This window comes from Mesorhizobium sp. CA8, assembly GCF_020164955.1.
Lineage (GTDB): Bacteria > Pseudomonadota > Alphaproteobacteria > Rhizobiales > Rhizobiaceae > Mesorhizobium.
Map to the genome: position 1 here is coordinate 264904 of NZ_JAIUHG010000002.1, position 15079 is coordinate 279982.

Genomic DNA, 15079 nt, shown 5'->3' on the forward strand with positions numbered 1-15079 from the left:
CGATCATGCCGCCGAGGGGCCCGGATCGTCTCCGCCTGTCTGCCGGATTCTGCCGCGCCCGCCAAGGGGCCAATCAGCGGCAGGCACGCTGTGGACCAGCTTGAGAATGGGGCGACGGTGCTCGGCGGTGCGATCCCGGGCCGATCGCAGCGCGGCCTCCGGCTGATAGGCCACATCCTCGAGAAGCACCTCCTCGGCAGGGCCGTCGGGCCGCTCGGCCAACGCCGATTGGCCCGCCCTCATGCCAAGCAGGCAGAGGCCGAGCCACGAGGCGACCGGCAGGCCGGAGCCAACGGGAGCGGATGCTTCGGCCTGCACCAGCGTGCGCGTTTGCGATGAACCGCCGCCGACCCGGAAAATCACCCGGCTATTGAGCGTGGCAAGGTCGGGCTCGACAGCCCCCGTCGCAACGACGCGGCTGTCGGCGAGCTTGCGCTCTAGCATCGGCGTGACCGGATCGGCGAACGCGCGACGGCGCATCAGCATCGCCTCGATCACCGAGAAGTCCTTGGCGGTGAGGCGGTAGCGGGTCCTGGTCATGACGCCCTCCCGGCTTGTTCGACGGCGTGGATCGTTGCCGAGAGAACCCGGCTGTCGCGGCTGCGCCAGGAAACCGTACGTCCGGCCCGCGCGCCGATCAGCGCGGTTCCAAGCGGCGTCAGCACCGATATGCGTCTTTCGGCAATGTCGGCCTCCGCCGGATAGACCAGCGTCACCGTCTGAAGGCTTCCTTCCGGGTCCTGAAGCGTCAGGGTCGAGCCCATCCGCACCACGTCGGCGGGCATTGCCGCCTCGTTTGCGACCCTAGCGCGATCCATCTCGGCAAGCAGGTCCTCGGCCATTTCGGGCGTACGCTCGAGAAAGGCCCTTGCGAGACTGCTCAACCGGTCGTGATCCGCCGTGCTGACAAGGATGGTGTTTCGCGAACGCGATTGCGTTGCTGCATGCATGGCATACCTCATGTGCTGGCGCATCGGTTTCCGAATGCGCGCAAGCCGCCACGTCCAAGGCGGCGAACAAAACCGGACCGCAAAGGGCCTCGGCTCGACGACAATGTCTGGAATTAAACGCCCCGGTTCACGCGTCCGCCGGCATTGGCGGCCACGCCGGGGCTACGCTCCCGCGATGGGGCAAACCCTGAAGCAGGTTTTGGTATAAGCGAGGTTGCTCATGCCCCGACCCTTGCCGAGAAGCCCCGGCTTGTCAAGCAAAGGCGCCTGCCTCAAACCCCGATGTAGCGGCGGTGAAAGCGCGCACCCAGGCTGGTCAATATCTCGTAGCCGATGGTGCCGGCATGGCCGGCCGCTTCATCGACGCTTTGCGACGGGCCGATGAGCTCCACGAGGTCGCCTTCGCCGAGCCGGCCGGCGGGAAGCGCCGAGACGTCGAGAATGATCGAATCCATCGACACGCGCCCGACGAAGGGCAGCCGCACGCCCTCGAACCAGGCGGCCGAAGCGGCGCGCCGGGGCCAGCCGTCGCCATAGCCCAGCGAAATGGTCGCCAGCCTGAGCGGCCCGTCCGCATGATGGGTATGGCCATAGCCGATGCCGGCGCCGGCGCCGACCTGCCGCGTCTGCGCCACCTTGGCCTGCAGCCGTATGACCGGCAGCATCGGGTTGGGCGCGTGCGGCGTCGGGTTGACGCCGTAGAGCGCGGCCCCCGGTCGGGCAAGGTCGTAATGATAGGCCGGTCCGAGAAAGATGCCGGACGAGTTGGCTAGGGAGGCTGGCGCCGCTGGCAGCATCTTGCGCAGCCGTTCGAATTCGCGCCGCTGCCTCTCGTTCGCCGCCTGTTGCGGCTCGTCGGCGCGGGCGAGATGGCTCATCACATATCGGATGTCGATGCCGTGGAATGCGCCCGCCTCCCCCGCGACCGCCTCGACTTCCGCCGGCGCCATGCCGAGCCTGGCCATGCCGCTGTCGACCTGGACGGCGGCAGGCAGGCCCTGGCCCATGCCCCGCGCGGTCTCGCGCCAGGCCTTCAACTGTCTAACACTGTTGATGACCGGGCAAAGCCCGGCCGCCACGGCTTCCGGTTCCGAGCCGGGCGGCAGCCCGTTCAGCACGAAGATCTCGGGCCCTGGCCCGATCGCCTCGCGCAGCGCGATGCCCTCGCCGAGCAGCGCAACGAAGAAGATGTCGCAGCCCTCTTTCACCAGCGCCGACGCCACTTGGGAGGCGCCGATACCATAACCGTTGGCCTTGAGCACGCCGGCACAGCGGACGCCGCCCAGCCGCGCCTTCAGCCGGCGGTAGTTCTCGCGGATGGCCCCGAGGTCGATCGTCAGGACCGCGCCCGCGGCCACCTCGCTGACCGCAGAACCAATGTTTGCATCATGTGCCGGAAACCCGCGTCCGGTGTCGTCGTTCATGGCGACCCCCGCTCATTGCATCGGCAATCAATACGATCACGGCGCCGCGGCGACAACCGGGTGGCTATATGGCTAGGTGCTCAAACGCCGCCACCACTTGCTCATAGACCTTGCGCTTGAACGGCACGATTAGGTCTGGCAGCTCCCGCATCGGTCGCCACGCCCATTCATCGAATTCGGCCGTGTGGCCACCGGGCGGCGGGTTGATCGCGATCTCGCTTTCATCGCCCTCGAAGCGGTAGGCGAACCATTTCTGCGTCTGGCCGCGATAGCGGCCCTTGAAGGCGACGCCGACCAGATGCGGCGGCAGGTCGTAATTGATCCAGTGCGGCGCCTCGGCCATCAACGACACGCTGCGCATGCCGGTCTCCTCGTAGAGCTCGCGCCCGGCGGCCTCGATCGGCTCTTCGCCCTTGTCGATGCCGCCCTGCGGCATCTGCCAAAGCTGCGTCGTGCCGGCGAACTCGCTGTCCGGTTCGGCGATGCGGTGCCCAACCCAGACCAGGCCGGCTTTGTTGAGGATCATCAGCCCGACGCACGGACGGTAAGGCAGCGTTTCGGGATCGATCTTCTTGACCATAAGGATTTCCAGCCGTTTTGAGAATTGACTGCGGCAAGGCGGGAGAGCGTTATCTCTTTTGCGGATCGATGGCCACCGCCGAGATCGGCACGATCTCGATGCCTCGCTTCTTCGCTTCGGCAATCCAGGACGTCACCGTGTCGACGGTGATGTCGAAAGCCGAACCGATGCCTACCGCGCTGCCCTTGGCCCGCGCCGTTGCTTCCAAGCTGTCCAGCTTCTTCAGGATTTCGCCGCGGTCCTGCACGGCATCGATCGCCATGTCGCCGGCGATGAAGGGAACGCCGTCCTTCAAGGCAAGCTCAGGCGCAACGCTGCGCGCGGAAGACCCGTCGTCGATATAGGCAAGCCCCCGCTTGCCAAGCTCGGCCATGAACGGTTCCATCGCCGCAGCGTCGGCCGAGAAACGCGCGCCCATATAGTTCATGACCCCGGTGTAGTTTGTCGTGCGCGACAGCGCCCAGTGCAGGCTCTTCAGGTTCTCCTCCGGGCTGGCCGACACCGTCAGCGTGTTGCGGCCCGGATTGACGTTGGGATAATCGAACGGCTCGAGCGGCACCTGCATGACGATCTCATGCCCGCTCTGCCTTGCCGCCTGCATCCAGCGGCCGATGCTGTTGCCTTGCGGCGCGAAGGCCAGCGTCACTTCGGCCGGCAGCTTGGCGATCGCGGCTTGCGTCCCGGTCTGCGAGACGGCAAGCCCGCCGATGACGATCGCCACCCGTGCCCCGCGCGCGCCGGACCATGGCCGCGCATAGACATCGAACGGCCGCCGGCCGTCGGCGCTGCGGATCGGCAGCGGACCGGTATCGCTGGCCTCGATCAGCGCCCTGTCCGGGATATGGGCGACCTTGAGATTCTGGCCGAGCGTCGCGGGATCGCGGATGACGATCGCGGCCTTCGGCGGGCCGTCGCCCTCCTCGGTCTGGACGTGGATGATCTGCGGCCTGCCGCTCTTCATCGGCGTACTGGCCTGTGTCGCAGCCGAAACCGGCGCGGGCGCTGGCGCCGCTGCCGCCGCAGGAGCAGGCTCAGCCGTGACCTTCGGCGTCGACACGGCCGCTTCTTCCGGCTTGCGGAACGGCCTTTCACGCAGCGCAATAGCGCCGGAAACACCGATCACGCCAAGTACGGCCAGCACAGCGGCGAGCGAGCCGGAGCCGATGCCACGCGAAGCCTTGCGCTGAGGCCGGAGCGTCTGTCCGAGCGGGCGTTCGATGTCCTTGCCGATCTCAGCCAAGTCGTTTCCCCGGAGCACGTCAGGGTCACTTTTTCGTGACATCTCGCGTAAGCTTCACAATCGCTGGCGCGATACCCCACACGCGTAGCGCCCCAACCGCAGTCCCCGAATCAAACTGCCGGAACCTCGCGGCCCCGGCAGCATTGCATTGCTTCGAGCAGCCGGCCAGAGCCGGACCGCATTACTGGTTCAGCACAGCCTTGTCCGGGTTCGGCGGGAACGACGGATCGGTCTTCTCGCCGCGCAGAAGCTGCTCGGCATAGATCAGCTGCAGGTCGTTCTTCGGATCCGGCGGCACATAGGCTGCCGAGCCCGAGCCGGTGGAACTCTCGTCGGCGCCCTTGATGTGGCCCTTGAGGTCGGATTCGCCACGAGTCAGGTCGCGGCCCTGGAGATCCGGCGGCAGCGGCTGATCGACCTTGATGTCGGGCGTGATGCCCTTGCCCTGGATCGACTTGCCCGACGGCGTGTAATAGAGCGCCGTCGTGAGCCGGAGCGCGCCGTTCTCGCCGAGCGGAATGATGGTCTGCACCGAGCCCTTGCCGAAGGACTGCGTGCCGACCACCGTGACGCGGCGCAGGTCCTGCAGCGCGCCGGCGACGATTTCCGAGGCGCTCGCCGAACCGCCATTGATCAGCACGATCATCGGCTTGCCGTTGATGTCGTCGACCTGCTTCGGCTTGGCATCGAAGCGGGTGACGTCCTTCGGATCGCGGCCGCGCGTCGAGACGATCTCGCCGCGCTTGAGGAAGGCGTCCGACACGCTGACCGCCTGGTCGAGCAGGCCGCCCGGATTGAGCCGCAGGTCGAGCACATAGCCCTTCAGCTTGTCGTTCGGCACCTGCTTCTTGATGTTCTCGATGGCATTCTCGAGATCGTCATAGGTCTTCTCGGTGAAGGAGGTGATCTTCATATAGCCGATGTCGTTCTCGACCCGGTACTTCACCGCCTTGACCTTGATGATGTCGCGCACCACCGTCAGCTCGATCGGCTTGTCGGCGCCCTGGCGCAGGATGGTGAGCTTGATCGGCGTGTTGACGGGCCCACGCATCTTCTCGACGGCGTCGTTGAGGGTGAGGCCGCGAACCTCCTCGCCGTCGATCTTGGCGATGTAGTCGCCCGACAGCACACCCGCCTTGGCGGCCGGCGTGTCGTCGATCGGCGTGATCACCTTGACAAGGTCGTTCTCCATGGTGACCTCGATGCCGAGGCCGCCGAACTCGCCCTTGGTCTGCACGCGCATGTCCTGCGCCTGCTCGGCGTTCATATAGGAGGAGTGCGGGTCGAGCGAGGACAGCATGCCATTGATGGCATTCTCGACGAGCGACTTGTCGTCCGGCGGCGTCACATAATTCGCGCGCACGCGCTCGAAGATGTCGCCGAAGATCGCCAGCTGCTTGTAGGTTTCCGAACCCGCAGCATTCGCCGCCGAACCCGGTGCGCCGTAGACCAGGCTCATTGCCGATGCGCCCATCAGCGCGCCGGCAAACAGAAGCGACAGTTTCCGCATCATTTCACGTCCTTCCAGAGAATCGATCCGCCCACCATGGGGCCGGATCGACGGGTTTTCCATCCTTGCGGAACTCTACATAGAGTTCCGGTGTCGCATTTCCATTCCGCGAGGCCGAGGTGCTTGCCACCCGAGCCTCTCCCATCGCGCCGATCGGCTCTCCTGCGAGCACCGACTGTCCGGTCGCGACGCTGATTCTGCTCATCCCCGCCAGAACGACATGATACCCGTCGCCCGCATTGAGGATCAAGAGTTGACCATAGGAGCGAAACGGCCCCGCATAAAGCACGTTTCCATCTGCCGGCGCGGTGACGATGGCTCCCGATTGTGTCGCAACCATGTCGCCTTGCATCGCCGCGCCATTGCCGTCGTCGGCGCCGAAACGCAGTTTGATCTTGCCGATGACCGGCAGCGCGATCTGGCCTTGCAATGCCGAGAACGGCGCCGATCCCGTGAGGCGGTTCGCCTCCGGCACCGGCAGCGCGGCGAGCTCGGTGGTCGAGGCCGTTGTGTCGGAGTCGGTTGATTTGCGCTCGCCCGCCTTGGCCTGGTCCTGCGCCTTGCGCGCCTTGTCGGCCTCCAGCGAGGCGATCAGGTCCTTGAGGCTGCTCGCCTTCGCCGCCAGCTGCCGCGAATGCTGCTGCTCTGCCGCCATCGCGGCCTGGGTGTCGGCCTGCAGCTTCTTCTTGGCTTCGAGCAGCATGGTGAGCCGCTTCTTCTCCGCCGTCTGGTCGGTGACGGCGGTGGTGAGCCTGGCCCGCTCGGCCTCGATCGAGGCCGTCACACGCGTCTGCTCCTTGAGATCGGCCATCAGCCGGTCGGTCTGCTGGCGCAATTCCGGCACCACCGCGCCGAGCAGGATGGCGCTGCGCACCGACGACAGCGCATCCTCGGGCTTGACCAGGATCGCCGGCGGCGGATTGAGCCCCATGCGCTGCAGGGCCCCCAGCACTTCGGCCAGCACGTCGCGCCGCGCCATGAGCGAGGCCCGCAGCTTACTTTGCTCGGCCTTCAGCCCTTCGAGCTTGGCGCCGATATCCTCAATGTCCTGGCCGAGCTTCTGCTCCGTCATCGCCGACTGGATGAGGGCTGCGGTGATCGAGGCATAGTCCTTCCGCACCGAAGCGATGTCGGCGGCGAGCTTGGCCAGCCGCTCCGACGAGAGCGTGATTTCCTTGGAAACCTGCTCGTACTCGGCGCGGCTTTGATCCGGATCTGGCGCGAGGTCGAGCGCGTTCTCGGTCGCCCGAACCGGCCCGAGCGCGACCAGGGCGACGGCAAGCGTCAAGCCGCAGCGGCTGCGCCAGGTGCGCGTAATCGAAGTCCAGCCTTCAGACATCAGGCCTCTAATCTATCCACCGCTTCGTTAACGAACCATCAACCATGTTGGAAGCGCCGCTCAGAGCAATTCCAGGAAAAGTGCGTAACGTAACGGTTTTCCGTCCGGAATTGCGTAAAACAGAAATACCCCGTTGCCGCGCGATTGAGGCAGAAATTCTGGCGCGGGCCGGCAATTCCCAGCTTCTTGGCCGTCGAGCCATTCACGAACGATGATACGGGTGCCCCGCCAGGATCGTCGCAATCCGGTAAAGCTGCTCGCCCAGCATGACGCGCACCAGCTGGTGCGGCCAGGTCAGCGCGCCGAAGGACAGCACCAGGTCCGCCTGCTCGCGCAAGGATTTGTCATGGCCGTCGGCGCCGCCGATGGCGACGACCAGCGCCTTGCGGCCGCCGTCGCGCAACTGGCCGATGCGGGTGGCCAGGTCTTCCGACGAAACCGACTTGCCGCGTTCGTCGAGCAGTATGAGAACGGTACCGGCCTGCAACTGCGCCTGCAGCTTCTCGGCTTCCTCGCGGCGGCGCTCGGCGGCGCTCTGTCCGCGGCTCTCGGGGACCTCGACAATGCCGGCAAACTCCAGCCCGACCGCGGGCCCGCTCTTGGCGAAGCGCTCGAAATAGCGCTCGGCGAGTTCTCTCTCGGGGCCGGTCTTCATCCGGCCCACGGCATGAACGGTGATCTTCATCCTCGCCCCGGCAAGCTTCCTAATGCGTACCGTGACGGTTCACGGCACGCGGATTAAGGCTCAGTGCAAGGTCTCTTCCTCCAGGTCCGGCGCCTGCCACATCTTTTCGAGATTGTAGAATTCGCGGACTTCGGGGCGGAAGACATGGACGATGATGTCGCCCGAATCGATGAGGACCCAGTCGGCACTGGCCAGCCCCTCGACGCGCGCGTTGCCGAGGCCGGCATCCTTCAGCGCCTTGAGGAGATGATCGGCGACAGCCGAGACATGACGGTGCGACCGACCCGAGGCGATGACCATATAGTCGCCGAGGCTCGATTTTCCCTGGATGTCGATTGAGACGATGTTTTCGGCCTTGGAGTCTTCCAGACTGGCAAGGACTGTGTCGATGGCGAGGAACGCAGCGTCGTTTCCGCTGATCCCGGCCGGCGAAGGCATGATGTCAGCCTTCTTCCGCAGTGCTGTTCTCAGTGTGTTTCCTTTCCCAACAAGAACAACCAAATCACCCATGCAAATCAGGTGACACCACTTAGATAGGCAGAGTTGCATTGCAGTTTCAAGACGACCGCTCCGAAAGTGTGATCTCCACGCAATGGTCCAGGAGGTCTTCCGCGACGCTGCAAAAGGCGGAACCGATCCCGGGCGCATGGGTTATCGGCGCACCGACCAACGGAATCCCCGCCATGCCCACCGACCCGCAAAGCGCATTGCTGACCATTCAGGCCGGGCTTGCGCAGCTGAGCACGCTGATTGTCTCCTATTCCTTCTCGGCCGTCGGCGCCGTCATACTCCTGGTTGTCGGCTATCTCGTCGCCGGGCTTGCCGAGCGCTCGATCTATGCCGGCCTCGGCCATATCCACGGCTTCGATGAGACGTTGCGGCATTTCTTCTCGCAGGTCGTGCGCTACGCCATCCTGATCCTCGTCGTCATCATGGTGCTCGGCCAGTTCGGCGTGCAGACGGCCTCAATCATCGCCGCCATCGGCGCTGCCGGCCTGGCCATCGGGCTGGCGCTGCAGGGCACGCTGCAGAACATCGCCGCCGGCATCATGCTTCTGGCGCTGAGACCCTTTCGCATCGGCGAAAATGTCGAGGTCGGCTCGATTGCCGGCAAGGTGGAGGAGATCGGCCTGTTCGCCACCAAGCTGCGCACCGTCGAAGGCGTCTACATACTGGCGCCCAACTCCACGCTGTGGAACCAGCCGGTACGCAATTTCACCCGCAACGGCGTGCGGCGCGCCGACATCACCTTGAGCATCGGCTCGTGGAACGATATCGACCGTGCGCAAAAGACACTGCTTGCCATCGCCGGCGCCGAAAAGCGCATCCGCCGCGAACCGGCGCCGATCGCCTTCGTGGCCGGTCTCGGCGACGCGACGGTTTCGCTAACCTTGCGCTACTGGACATCGGCCGCCGACTACTTCTCGACCCAGATCGACATGACCAAGCGCGCCAAGCAGGCTTTCGACAGCGAAGGCATCTCGATCCCGCTGCCGCCGCCGGAGGTGCCGGCGCCGGAAGCACGCAAGCAGTAGCCCGATCGGTGCTTCCCGGATCAGTGCTTGGCTGCCGTCTCGTCCGGAGCGAAGGCAAGCTCCACCGGCAAGGGCGTCTGCGCCGACATCGGCGCGAAACTGCCGCTTATGGGCGCAGGCGTCGGCCGTCCCGCCATCACGCGCCACAGCACGAACAGGCAGAAGGCCGATGCAATCACGATGCCGACATAGATGAAGGTCGCGGTGCCGAAGACGGCGGAAAGCGCGGTGACGAGACCCGGCACGATGAAGCCCGCAAGCGACCAGGCAAACAGCATCGAGCTCGACAGCGCCAGAAGCTCGTCCTTGGCAGCACGGTCGGCGGCATGCGCGCTGGAAAGCGCATAGATCGATTCCGCCGCACCGTCCCAGAGGAGATAAATCACCACCAGCACCGTCAGCGCGCCGCCGTCGAAGACGATGGCAAGCACGCTGGCGACGGTCGCGAGCGCCGCCGCGCCCGCCAGCACGTAGCGCCTGTCGGTGCGGTCGGAAATCCAGCCGAGAGGTATCTGCAGGATCAGCGTGCCGACCGGCATTGCCGACAACAGCAGCGCCACATCGGCCTGGCTGTAGCCCTTGGCGGTGGCATGGATCGGCGCGAAGCCGGAAACGATCATCGACAGGCCGCCGACGGCGAGCATGCCGGCGACGCCGACCGGCGAGATGCGCCAGGCGCGACGCAGCGCCACCGATGCGGCCTGCGGGGCCGGCGGCTGGGCGAGCCGCGTCATGCCGACCGGCAGGATGGAAAGCGCGGTGAAGGTGATGCCGATCAGCGCCGCCGCGGCCGTATGGATGTCGACCGCGGCGAGCGTCGCGTAGCCGACGCCCAGCCCGGCGATATAGGCGACGTAGAACACCGCCATGACCCGGCCGCGGATCGAATTGGGCAAGGCGTCGTTCAGCCAGCTCTGCGCGACGATGAACAGCCCGCAAATGGCGAAGCCGTAGAGCGCTCGCGCAGCGATCCACAGCAGCGGGATCGGCCCGGCGCCGATCGCGGCGTTGGAAAGAGCGATCAGCGCCGACAGCACCATGAAGGCGCGGGCGTGCCCGACGCGCCTGACCAGCGGCCCGGTCAGGATACAGCCGGCCAGCCCGCCGGCCGAAAGCCCGGTGACGATCAGCCCGGCCCAGGTCGGGTCGAACCCGTCGGCGCCGAGACGCACCGGGATATAGGCGAACATCAGCCCATTGCCGATCGCGATCAGCGCCATCGACACGATGACACTGGCAATGGCGATCAGCGGCGCCGATTGCACGGTACGGCTAGGATCGGTCGCGGTGGGGTTCTGCTTCAGCATGCTTGTGCAGCTTGGCTGATCGGTGTGGGAAAAGCCGCCGTAAAAGCGACATGGCCGGACTTCCCTTCCCCCCTTGCGGGAGAAGGAGGGCGCCTACCCCTCCGCCGCCTTGCGGATCGCGGTGGAGGAGAGCGACGAACGCGGACCGTGGATGAAGGTCCAGGCCGGCGCCTGCATGCGGGCAAGCAGCGGCGCGTCGCCCTCGTCGATGCGGGCATAGTCGAAGGTCTTGGCGACCACCGACGACAGGAAGGAGAGCGTGGCGCCCGGGCGATCGATGACCGCGATCGGGAAGGTCAGCACGATCTCGCGCCAGCGCTGCCAGCGGTGGAAGTCGCGCAAACTATCCGCGCCCATGATCCAGACGAAATCGACCCCCGGATTGCGCGCCTTGACCAGAGCGAGCGTGTCGGCGGTGTAGCGCACATGCTGCGCCGCCTCGAAGGCGGTGACCTTGATCTTCGGATTCCTGGCGATCTTTTCGGACAGCTCGATACGCTCGGCGAGCGGCGCCAGTTCCCGCGCGTTTTTCAGCGGATTGCCGGGCGTCACCATCCACCACAGCTGGTCGAGCGCGAGCCTTCTCAGCGCGATCTCGGCAACCAGCGCATGGCCGGCATGCGGTGGATTGAACGAGCCGCCGAACAGCCCGACGGTCAGGCCCCTGGCGGCGTGCGGCATGCGGAGGTAGCGGGCGGATACCTGCTGTTCAGGTTGGGAGAGCATGGTGCTAGGCGCCCCCCTCTGCCCTGCCGGGCATCTCCCCCTCAAGGGGGGAGATCAGATGTTGCCTATGCTTTCGCCAATCGCCAACGTTGCAAGCAGAGCGCCATCGACGAAACAGCCAATCTCCCCCCTTGAGGGGGAGATGGCCGGCAGGCCAGAGGGGGGGGCCTTGGCGCAAAGGCTCACACTCTAGCGGCAAGCGTCAAGGCCTCACCTGTCCCGATCCGCGCACGCGGTATTTGAACGAGGTGAGCTGCTCGACGCCAACCGGCCCGCGCGCATGCATCTTGCCGGTGGCGATGCCGATCTCGGCGCCCATGCCGAACTCGCCGCCATCGGCGAACTGTGTCGAGGCATTGTGCAGCAGGATCGCCGAGTCGATCTCGTTGAAGAATTTTTCGACCGCTTGCGCGTCCTCGGCGATGATCGCCTCGGTGTGGTGCGACGAGAAGGTCTCGATATGCTCGATCGCGCCGGCGACGCCGTCGACCAGCTTCACCGCAATGATGGCGTCGAGATATTCCGTCACCCAGTCGGCATCGGTCGCCGGGCTGGCGTCGGCGAAAGCTTTCATCACCTCGGTATCGGCATGGATCTCGCAGCCGGCCGCACGCAGCGCCTCCAGGATCGGCAACAGATGCGTGGAGGCCAAAGCGCGGTCGACCAGCAAGGTCTCGGCGGCGCCGCAAACGCCTGTGCGCCGCATCTTGGCGTTGACCGCGATCTTGACCGCCATGTCGAGATCGGCCGAGCGGTCGATATAGAGATGGCAGATGCCTTCCAGATGCGCGAAGACCGGCACCCGCGCCTCGTTCTGCACGCGCCCGACCAGGCTTTTGCCGCCGCGCGGAATGATGACCTCGAGATTGCCGCCGAGACCTTTCAGCATCTCGCCGACGGCGGCGCGGTCGGTGGTCGGCACCAGCTGGATGGCATCCTCAGGCAGACCGGCGGCCTTCAGACCCTCGACCATGCAGGCATGGATCGCGGCCGACGAATTGAGCGAGTCCGAGCCGCCGCGCAGGATCACCGGATTGCCCGCCTTGAGGCAAAGCGCGCCGGCATCCGCCGTTACATTTGGCCGGCTTTCATAGATGACGCCGATGACGCCGAGCGGCGTGCGCACGCGCTCGATATGAAGCCCGTTCGGCCGGTCCCATGCAGCAATCACATCGCCAACCGGATCCTTGAGCGCGGCGATTTCGCGAATGCCGTCGGCCATCGCCTTGATGCGCGAGGTGTCAAGCTTCAGCCGGTCCATGAAGGAACCGGACAGCCCGGCCTCCTCGCCGTTCGACATGTCGATGGCATTGGCCTCAAGGATCGCTTGCTCCTTGCGCAGGATAGCGTCCGCCATCGCAGTAAGCGCAGCGTTCTTGGCTTTGGTGGAAGCGACAGCCAACGGTCGGGCGGCGGCGCGGGCGCGGCGGCCGATATCGGCCATCAGCGCCACGGTGTCTTCGCCGGATTTTTCATGCAGCTTCAGCATGGATCATCCCTCCGCCCCAGCTCTCTGTTCCACGCAATCCCGAACGGAATACCGCTTCGCACTTTTCCCGGAATTGCTCTAGTCGTCGGCCAATACTTGGTCGCCGGCAAGGTTTACCACAAGGTCGTCGCGATGGATCATCGCCGAACGCGCCTCGTAACCGAGCACGTTTTCGATCTCGGCCGTCTTCAGGCCAGCGATCCTTACGGCATCGGCGGCATCGTAGGCAACCAGCCCGCGCGCGATCTCGCGGCCCTCGGGCGACAGGATCGCCACCGTGTCGCCGCGCGAGAAATTGCCGCTGACCAGCTTGACGCCGGCAGCCAGCAGCGACTTTCCGGATTTCAACGCCCCGACGGCGCCGGCATCCACCGTGAGCCGGCCGGCCGGCTCGAGCTGCCCGGCGATCCAGGTCTTGTAGCCCTTCACCGGATTGGCGCTCGGCTTGAAGAAGGTCGCGCGCTCGCCGCGCTCGATCGCCATCAGCGGCGACAGCCTGGTGCCTGACGTGATGATCATGGCGGTGCCGGCGGCATTGGCGATCTTGCCGGCGTCGAGCTTCGTGCGCATGCCGCCGCGCGACAGCTCTGAGGCCGCGGCTCCCGCCATCGCCTCGATATCCGGCGTGATGCGGTCGACGACCGGGATGAATTTCGCCTGCGGATCCTTGGCCGGCGGCGCCGTGTAGAGGCCGTCGATATCGGAAAGCAGCACCAGCAGGTCGGCGCCCATCATCGTCGCCACCCGCGCCGCCAGCCGGTCATTGTCGCCGTAGCGGATTTCGGAGGTCGCAACCGTGTCGTTCTCGTTGATGACCGGCACCGCCTTCATCTTGAGCAGCGTCGAGATCGTCGCGCGCGCGTTGAGGTAGCGGCGGCGTTCCTCCGTATCACCGAGCGTCAAAAGGATCTGGCCCGATTTCAGTCCGTCCTTGCCAAGCGCATCCGACCAGGCGCCGGCCAGCGCGATCTGGCCGACGGCGGCCGCCGCCTGGCTCTCCTCGAGCTTCAGCGCGCGCTTGCCGAGGCCGAGAATGGTGCGACCGAGCGCGATCGCACCGGAGGAGACGACGAGCACTTCCGCGCCGGCCTCGGCAAGCACCGCGATATCGTCGGCAAGTGAGGTCAGCCAGTCGCGCTTCAAGCCTGTCGCGCGGTCGACGAGCAGCGCCGAACCGATCTTCACGGTGATGCGCCGGTATGATTTCAGCGATTTCATGGGCCTTACTGCCAGCGCGTCTCGACGGGAGCCGCAACGGCGTCGCGCGATTCGGCCACGACCGCCATCAGCGCGCGCAGCACCGCCTCGACGCCTTCGCCGGTGACGGCCGAGACCAGCATCGGCGCGCGGCCGGCGGCGCGCTTCAGTGAGGCAGTCTTCTTCTTGCGGGCGTCCGGGTCGAGAATATCGACCTGGCTGAGCGCGACGATCTCGGCTTTCTCGGCGAGACCATGGCCGTAGGCTTCGAGCTCGGCGCGCACCGTCTTATAGGCCTTGCCGGGATTTTCCTCCTGCGCGGAGACCAGATGAAGCAGCACGCGGGTGCGCTCGACATGGCCGAGGAAACGGTCGCCGATGCCCACCCCCTCATGCGCGCCCTCGATCAGGCCGGGAATGTCGGCGAGCACGAATTCGCGGCCGTCAATGCGGGCGACGCCGAGGCCGGGATAGAGCGTGGTGAACGGATAGTCGGCGATCTTCGGCTTGGCCGCGGTAACGGCGGCAAGGAAGGTCGATTTGCCGGCATTGGGCATGCCGACCAGGCCGGCGTCGGCGATCAGCTTGAGCCGGAGCCAGATGCTGAGCTCCTCGCCCGGCTGCCCGGGATTGGCGCGCCGCGGGGCCTGGTTGGTTGAGGTCTTGAAGTGCTGGTTGCCGAAGCCGCCATTGCCGCCCTTGGCCAGCAGGAAGCGCTGGCCGACCACGGTCAGGTCGCAGATCAGCGTCTCATTGTCCTCGGCAAATATCTGTGTGCCGGCCGGCACTTTCAGCGTCACGTCGGCGCCCTTGGCGCCGGTCATGTTGCGGCCCATGCCGTGCGTGCCGGTCTTGGCCTTGAAGTGCTGCTGGTAGCGATAGTCGATCAGTGTGTTCAGCCCGTCGACCGCTTCCACCCAGACATCGCCGCCGCGGCCGCCGTCGCCGCCGTCCGGTCCGCCGAACTCGATGAATTTTTCGCGCCTGAACGACACCGAACCGGCGCCGCCGTCGCCGGAACGGATGTAAACCTTGGCTTGATCGAGAAATTTCATCGTTTCAAGTTTCTGCTATTGCACTTGCGGGATTGCTCTAAA

General features: G+C 65.7%; 15 protein-coding genes. 1 reads left to right on the forward strand and 14 read right to left on the reverse strand.

Annotated features, from left to right (window positions below; all coding sequences use genetic code 11):
* Positions 1-3: 3 nt before the first annotated feature.
* The 9 genes from LB553_RS04240 to rsfS all read right to left on the reverse strand — a co-directional run bounded on the left by LB553_RS04240 (position 4) and on the right by rsfS (position 8166).
* The gene (locus tag LB553_RS04240) at positions 4-540 is read right to left on the reverse strand and encodes a nucleoside-diphosphate kinase (RefSeq protein ID WP_224510942.1); all 537 of its coding nucleotides are present in this window, start codon (positions 538-540) and stop codon (positions 4-6) included.
* The gene (gene rnk, locus LB553_RS04245) at positions 537-950 is read right to left on the reverse strand and encodes a nucleoside diphosphate kinase regulator (RefSeq protein ID WP_224510944.1); all 414 of its coding nucleotides are present in this window, start codon (positions 948-950) and stop codon (positions 537-539) included. The genes LB553_RS04240 and rnk overlap by 4 nt, the downstream gene beginning before the upstream one ends.
* 272 nt (positions 951-1222) lie before the next feature.
* A complete protein-coding gene (gene alr / locus LB553_RS04250) occupies positions 1223-2374 on the reverse strand; it encodes an alanine racemase (protein WP_224510946.1) in 1152 nt (383 codons plus the stop codon).
* 64 nt (positions 2375-2438) lie between these two features.
* Entirely contained in the window at positions 2439-2954 is a 516-nt protein-coding gene (locus tag LB553_RS04255; protein ID WP_263483916.1) for an RNA pyrophosphohydrolase, read from the reverse strand.
* 49 nt (positions 2955-3003) lie between these two features.
* Positions 3004-4194 carry a divergent polysaccharide deacetylase family protein gene (locus LB553_RS04260; protein WP_224510948.1) on the reverse strand — a complete coding sequence of 397 codons (1191 nt, stop codon included), beginning with the start codon at positions 4192-4194 and terminating at the stop codon, positions 3004-3006.
* Between the two features lie 181 nt (positions 4195-4375).
* A complete protein-coding gene (locus LB553_RS04265) occupies positions 4376-5707 on the reverse strand; it encodes a S41 family peptidase (protein WP_224510950.1) in 1332 nt (443 codons plus the stop codon).
* A 1-nt stretch (position 5708) separates the two neighbouring features.
* Positions 5709-7043: a murein hydrolase activator EnvC family protein gene (locus LB553_RS04270; RefSeq protein WP_224510953.1), complete on the reverse strand. Its 1335-nt coding sequence runs from the start codon at positions 7041-7043 to the stop codon at positions 5709-5711.
* A gap of 202 nt (positions 7044-7245) precedes the next feature.
* Entirely contained in the window at positions 7246-7728 is a 483-nt protein-coding gene (gene rlmH / locus LB553_RS04275; RefSeq protein WP_224510955.1) for a 23S rRNA (pseudouridine(1915)-N(3))-methyltransferase RlmH, read from the reverse strand.
* Positions 7729-7788: 60 nt separating this feature from the next.
* Positions 7789-8166 (reverse strand): ribosome silencing factor, encoded by a 378-nt coding sequence (rsfS, locus tag LB553_RS04280; RefSeq protein ID WP_224510956.1) that lies wholly within the window; start codon positions 8164-8166, stop codon positions 7789-7791.
* A 245-nt stretch (positions 8167-8411) separates the two neighbouring features.
* On the opposite strand from rsfS, the gene LB553_RS04285 reads away from it, so the two are divergent.
* Positions 8412-9263, forward strand: coding sequence for a mechanosensitive ion channel family protein (locus LB553_RS04285; RefSeq protein ID WP_224510957.1), 852 nt, complete (start codon positions 8412-8414; stop codon positions 9261-9263).
* Between the two features lie 20 nt (positions 9264-9283).
* Here the strand turns inward: LB553_RS04285 and LB553_RS04290 are convergent, their stop codons facing one another.
* The 5 genes from LB553_RS04290 to obgE all read right to left on the reverse strand — a co-directional run bounded on the left by LB553_RS04290 (position 9284) and on the right by obgE (position 15037).
* Positions 9284-10570, reverse strand: a complete 1287-nt coding sequence (locus LB553_RS04290) for an MFS transporter (protein WP_224510958.1) — start codon at positions 10568-10570, stop codon at positions 9284-9286.
* Positions 10571-10663: 93 nt separating this feature from the next.
* Complete coding sequence (locus LB553_RS04295) at positions 10664-11251, reverse strand: nicotinate-nucleotide adenylyltransferase (protein ID WP_224510999.1); 588 nt, start codon at positions 11249-11251, stop codon at positions 10664-10666.
* Between the two features lie 247 nt (positions 11252-11498).
* A complete protein-coding gene (locus tag LB553_RS04300; protein WP_224510959.1) occupies positions 11499-12785 on the reverse strand; it encodes a glutamate-5-semialdehyde dehydrogenase in 1287 nt (428 codons plus the stop codon).
* Between the two features lie 78 nt (positions 12786-12863).
* Complete coding sequence (proB, locus tag LB553_RS04305; protein ID WP_224510960.1) at positions 12864-14003, reverse strand: glutamate 5-kinase; 1140 nt, start codon at positions 14001-14003, stop codon at positions 12864-12866.
* Positions 14004-14008: 5 nt separating this feature from the next.
* On the reverse strand, positions 14009-15037 hold the full coding sequence (gene obgE, locus LB553_RS04310; RefSeq protein WP_224510961.1) for a GTPase ObgE: 1029 nt from the start codon (positions 15035-15037) through the stop codon (positions 14009-14011).
* Positions 15038-15079: the final 42 nt, after the last annotated feature.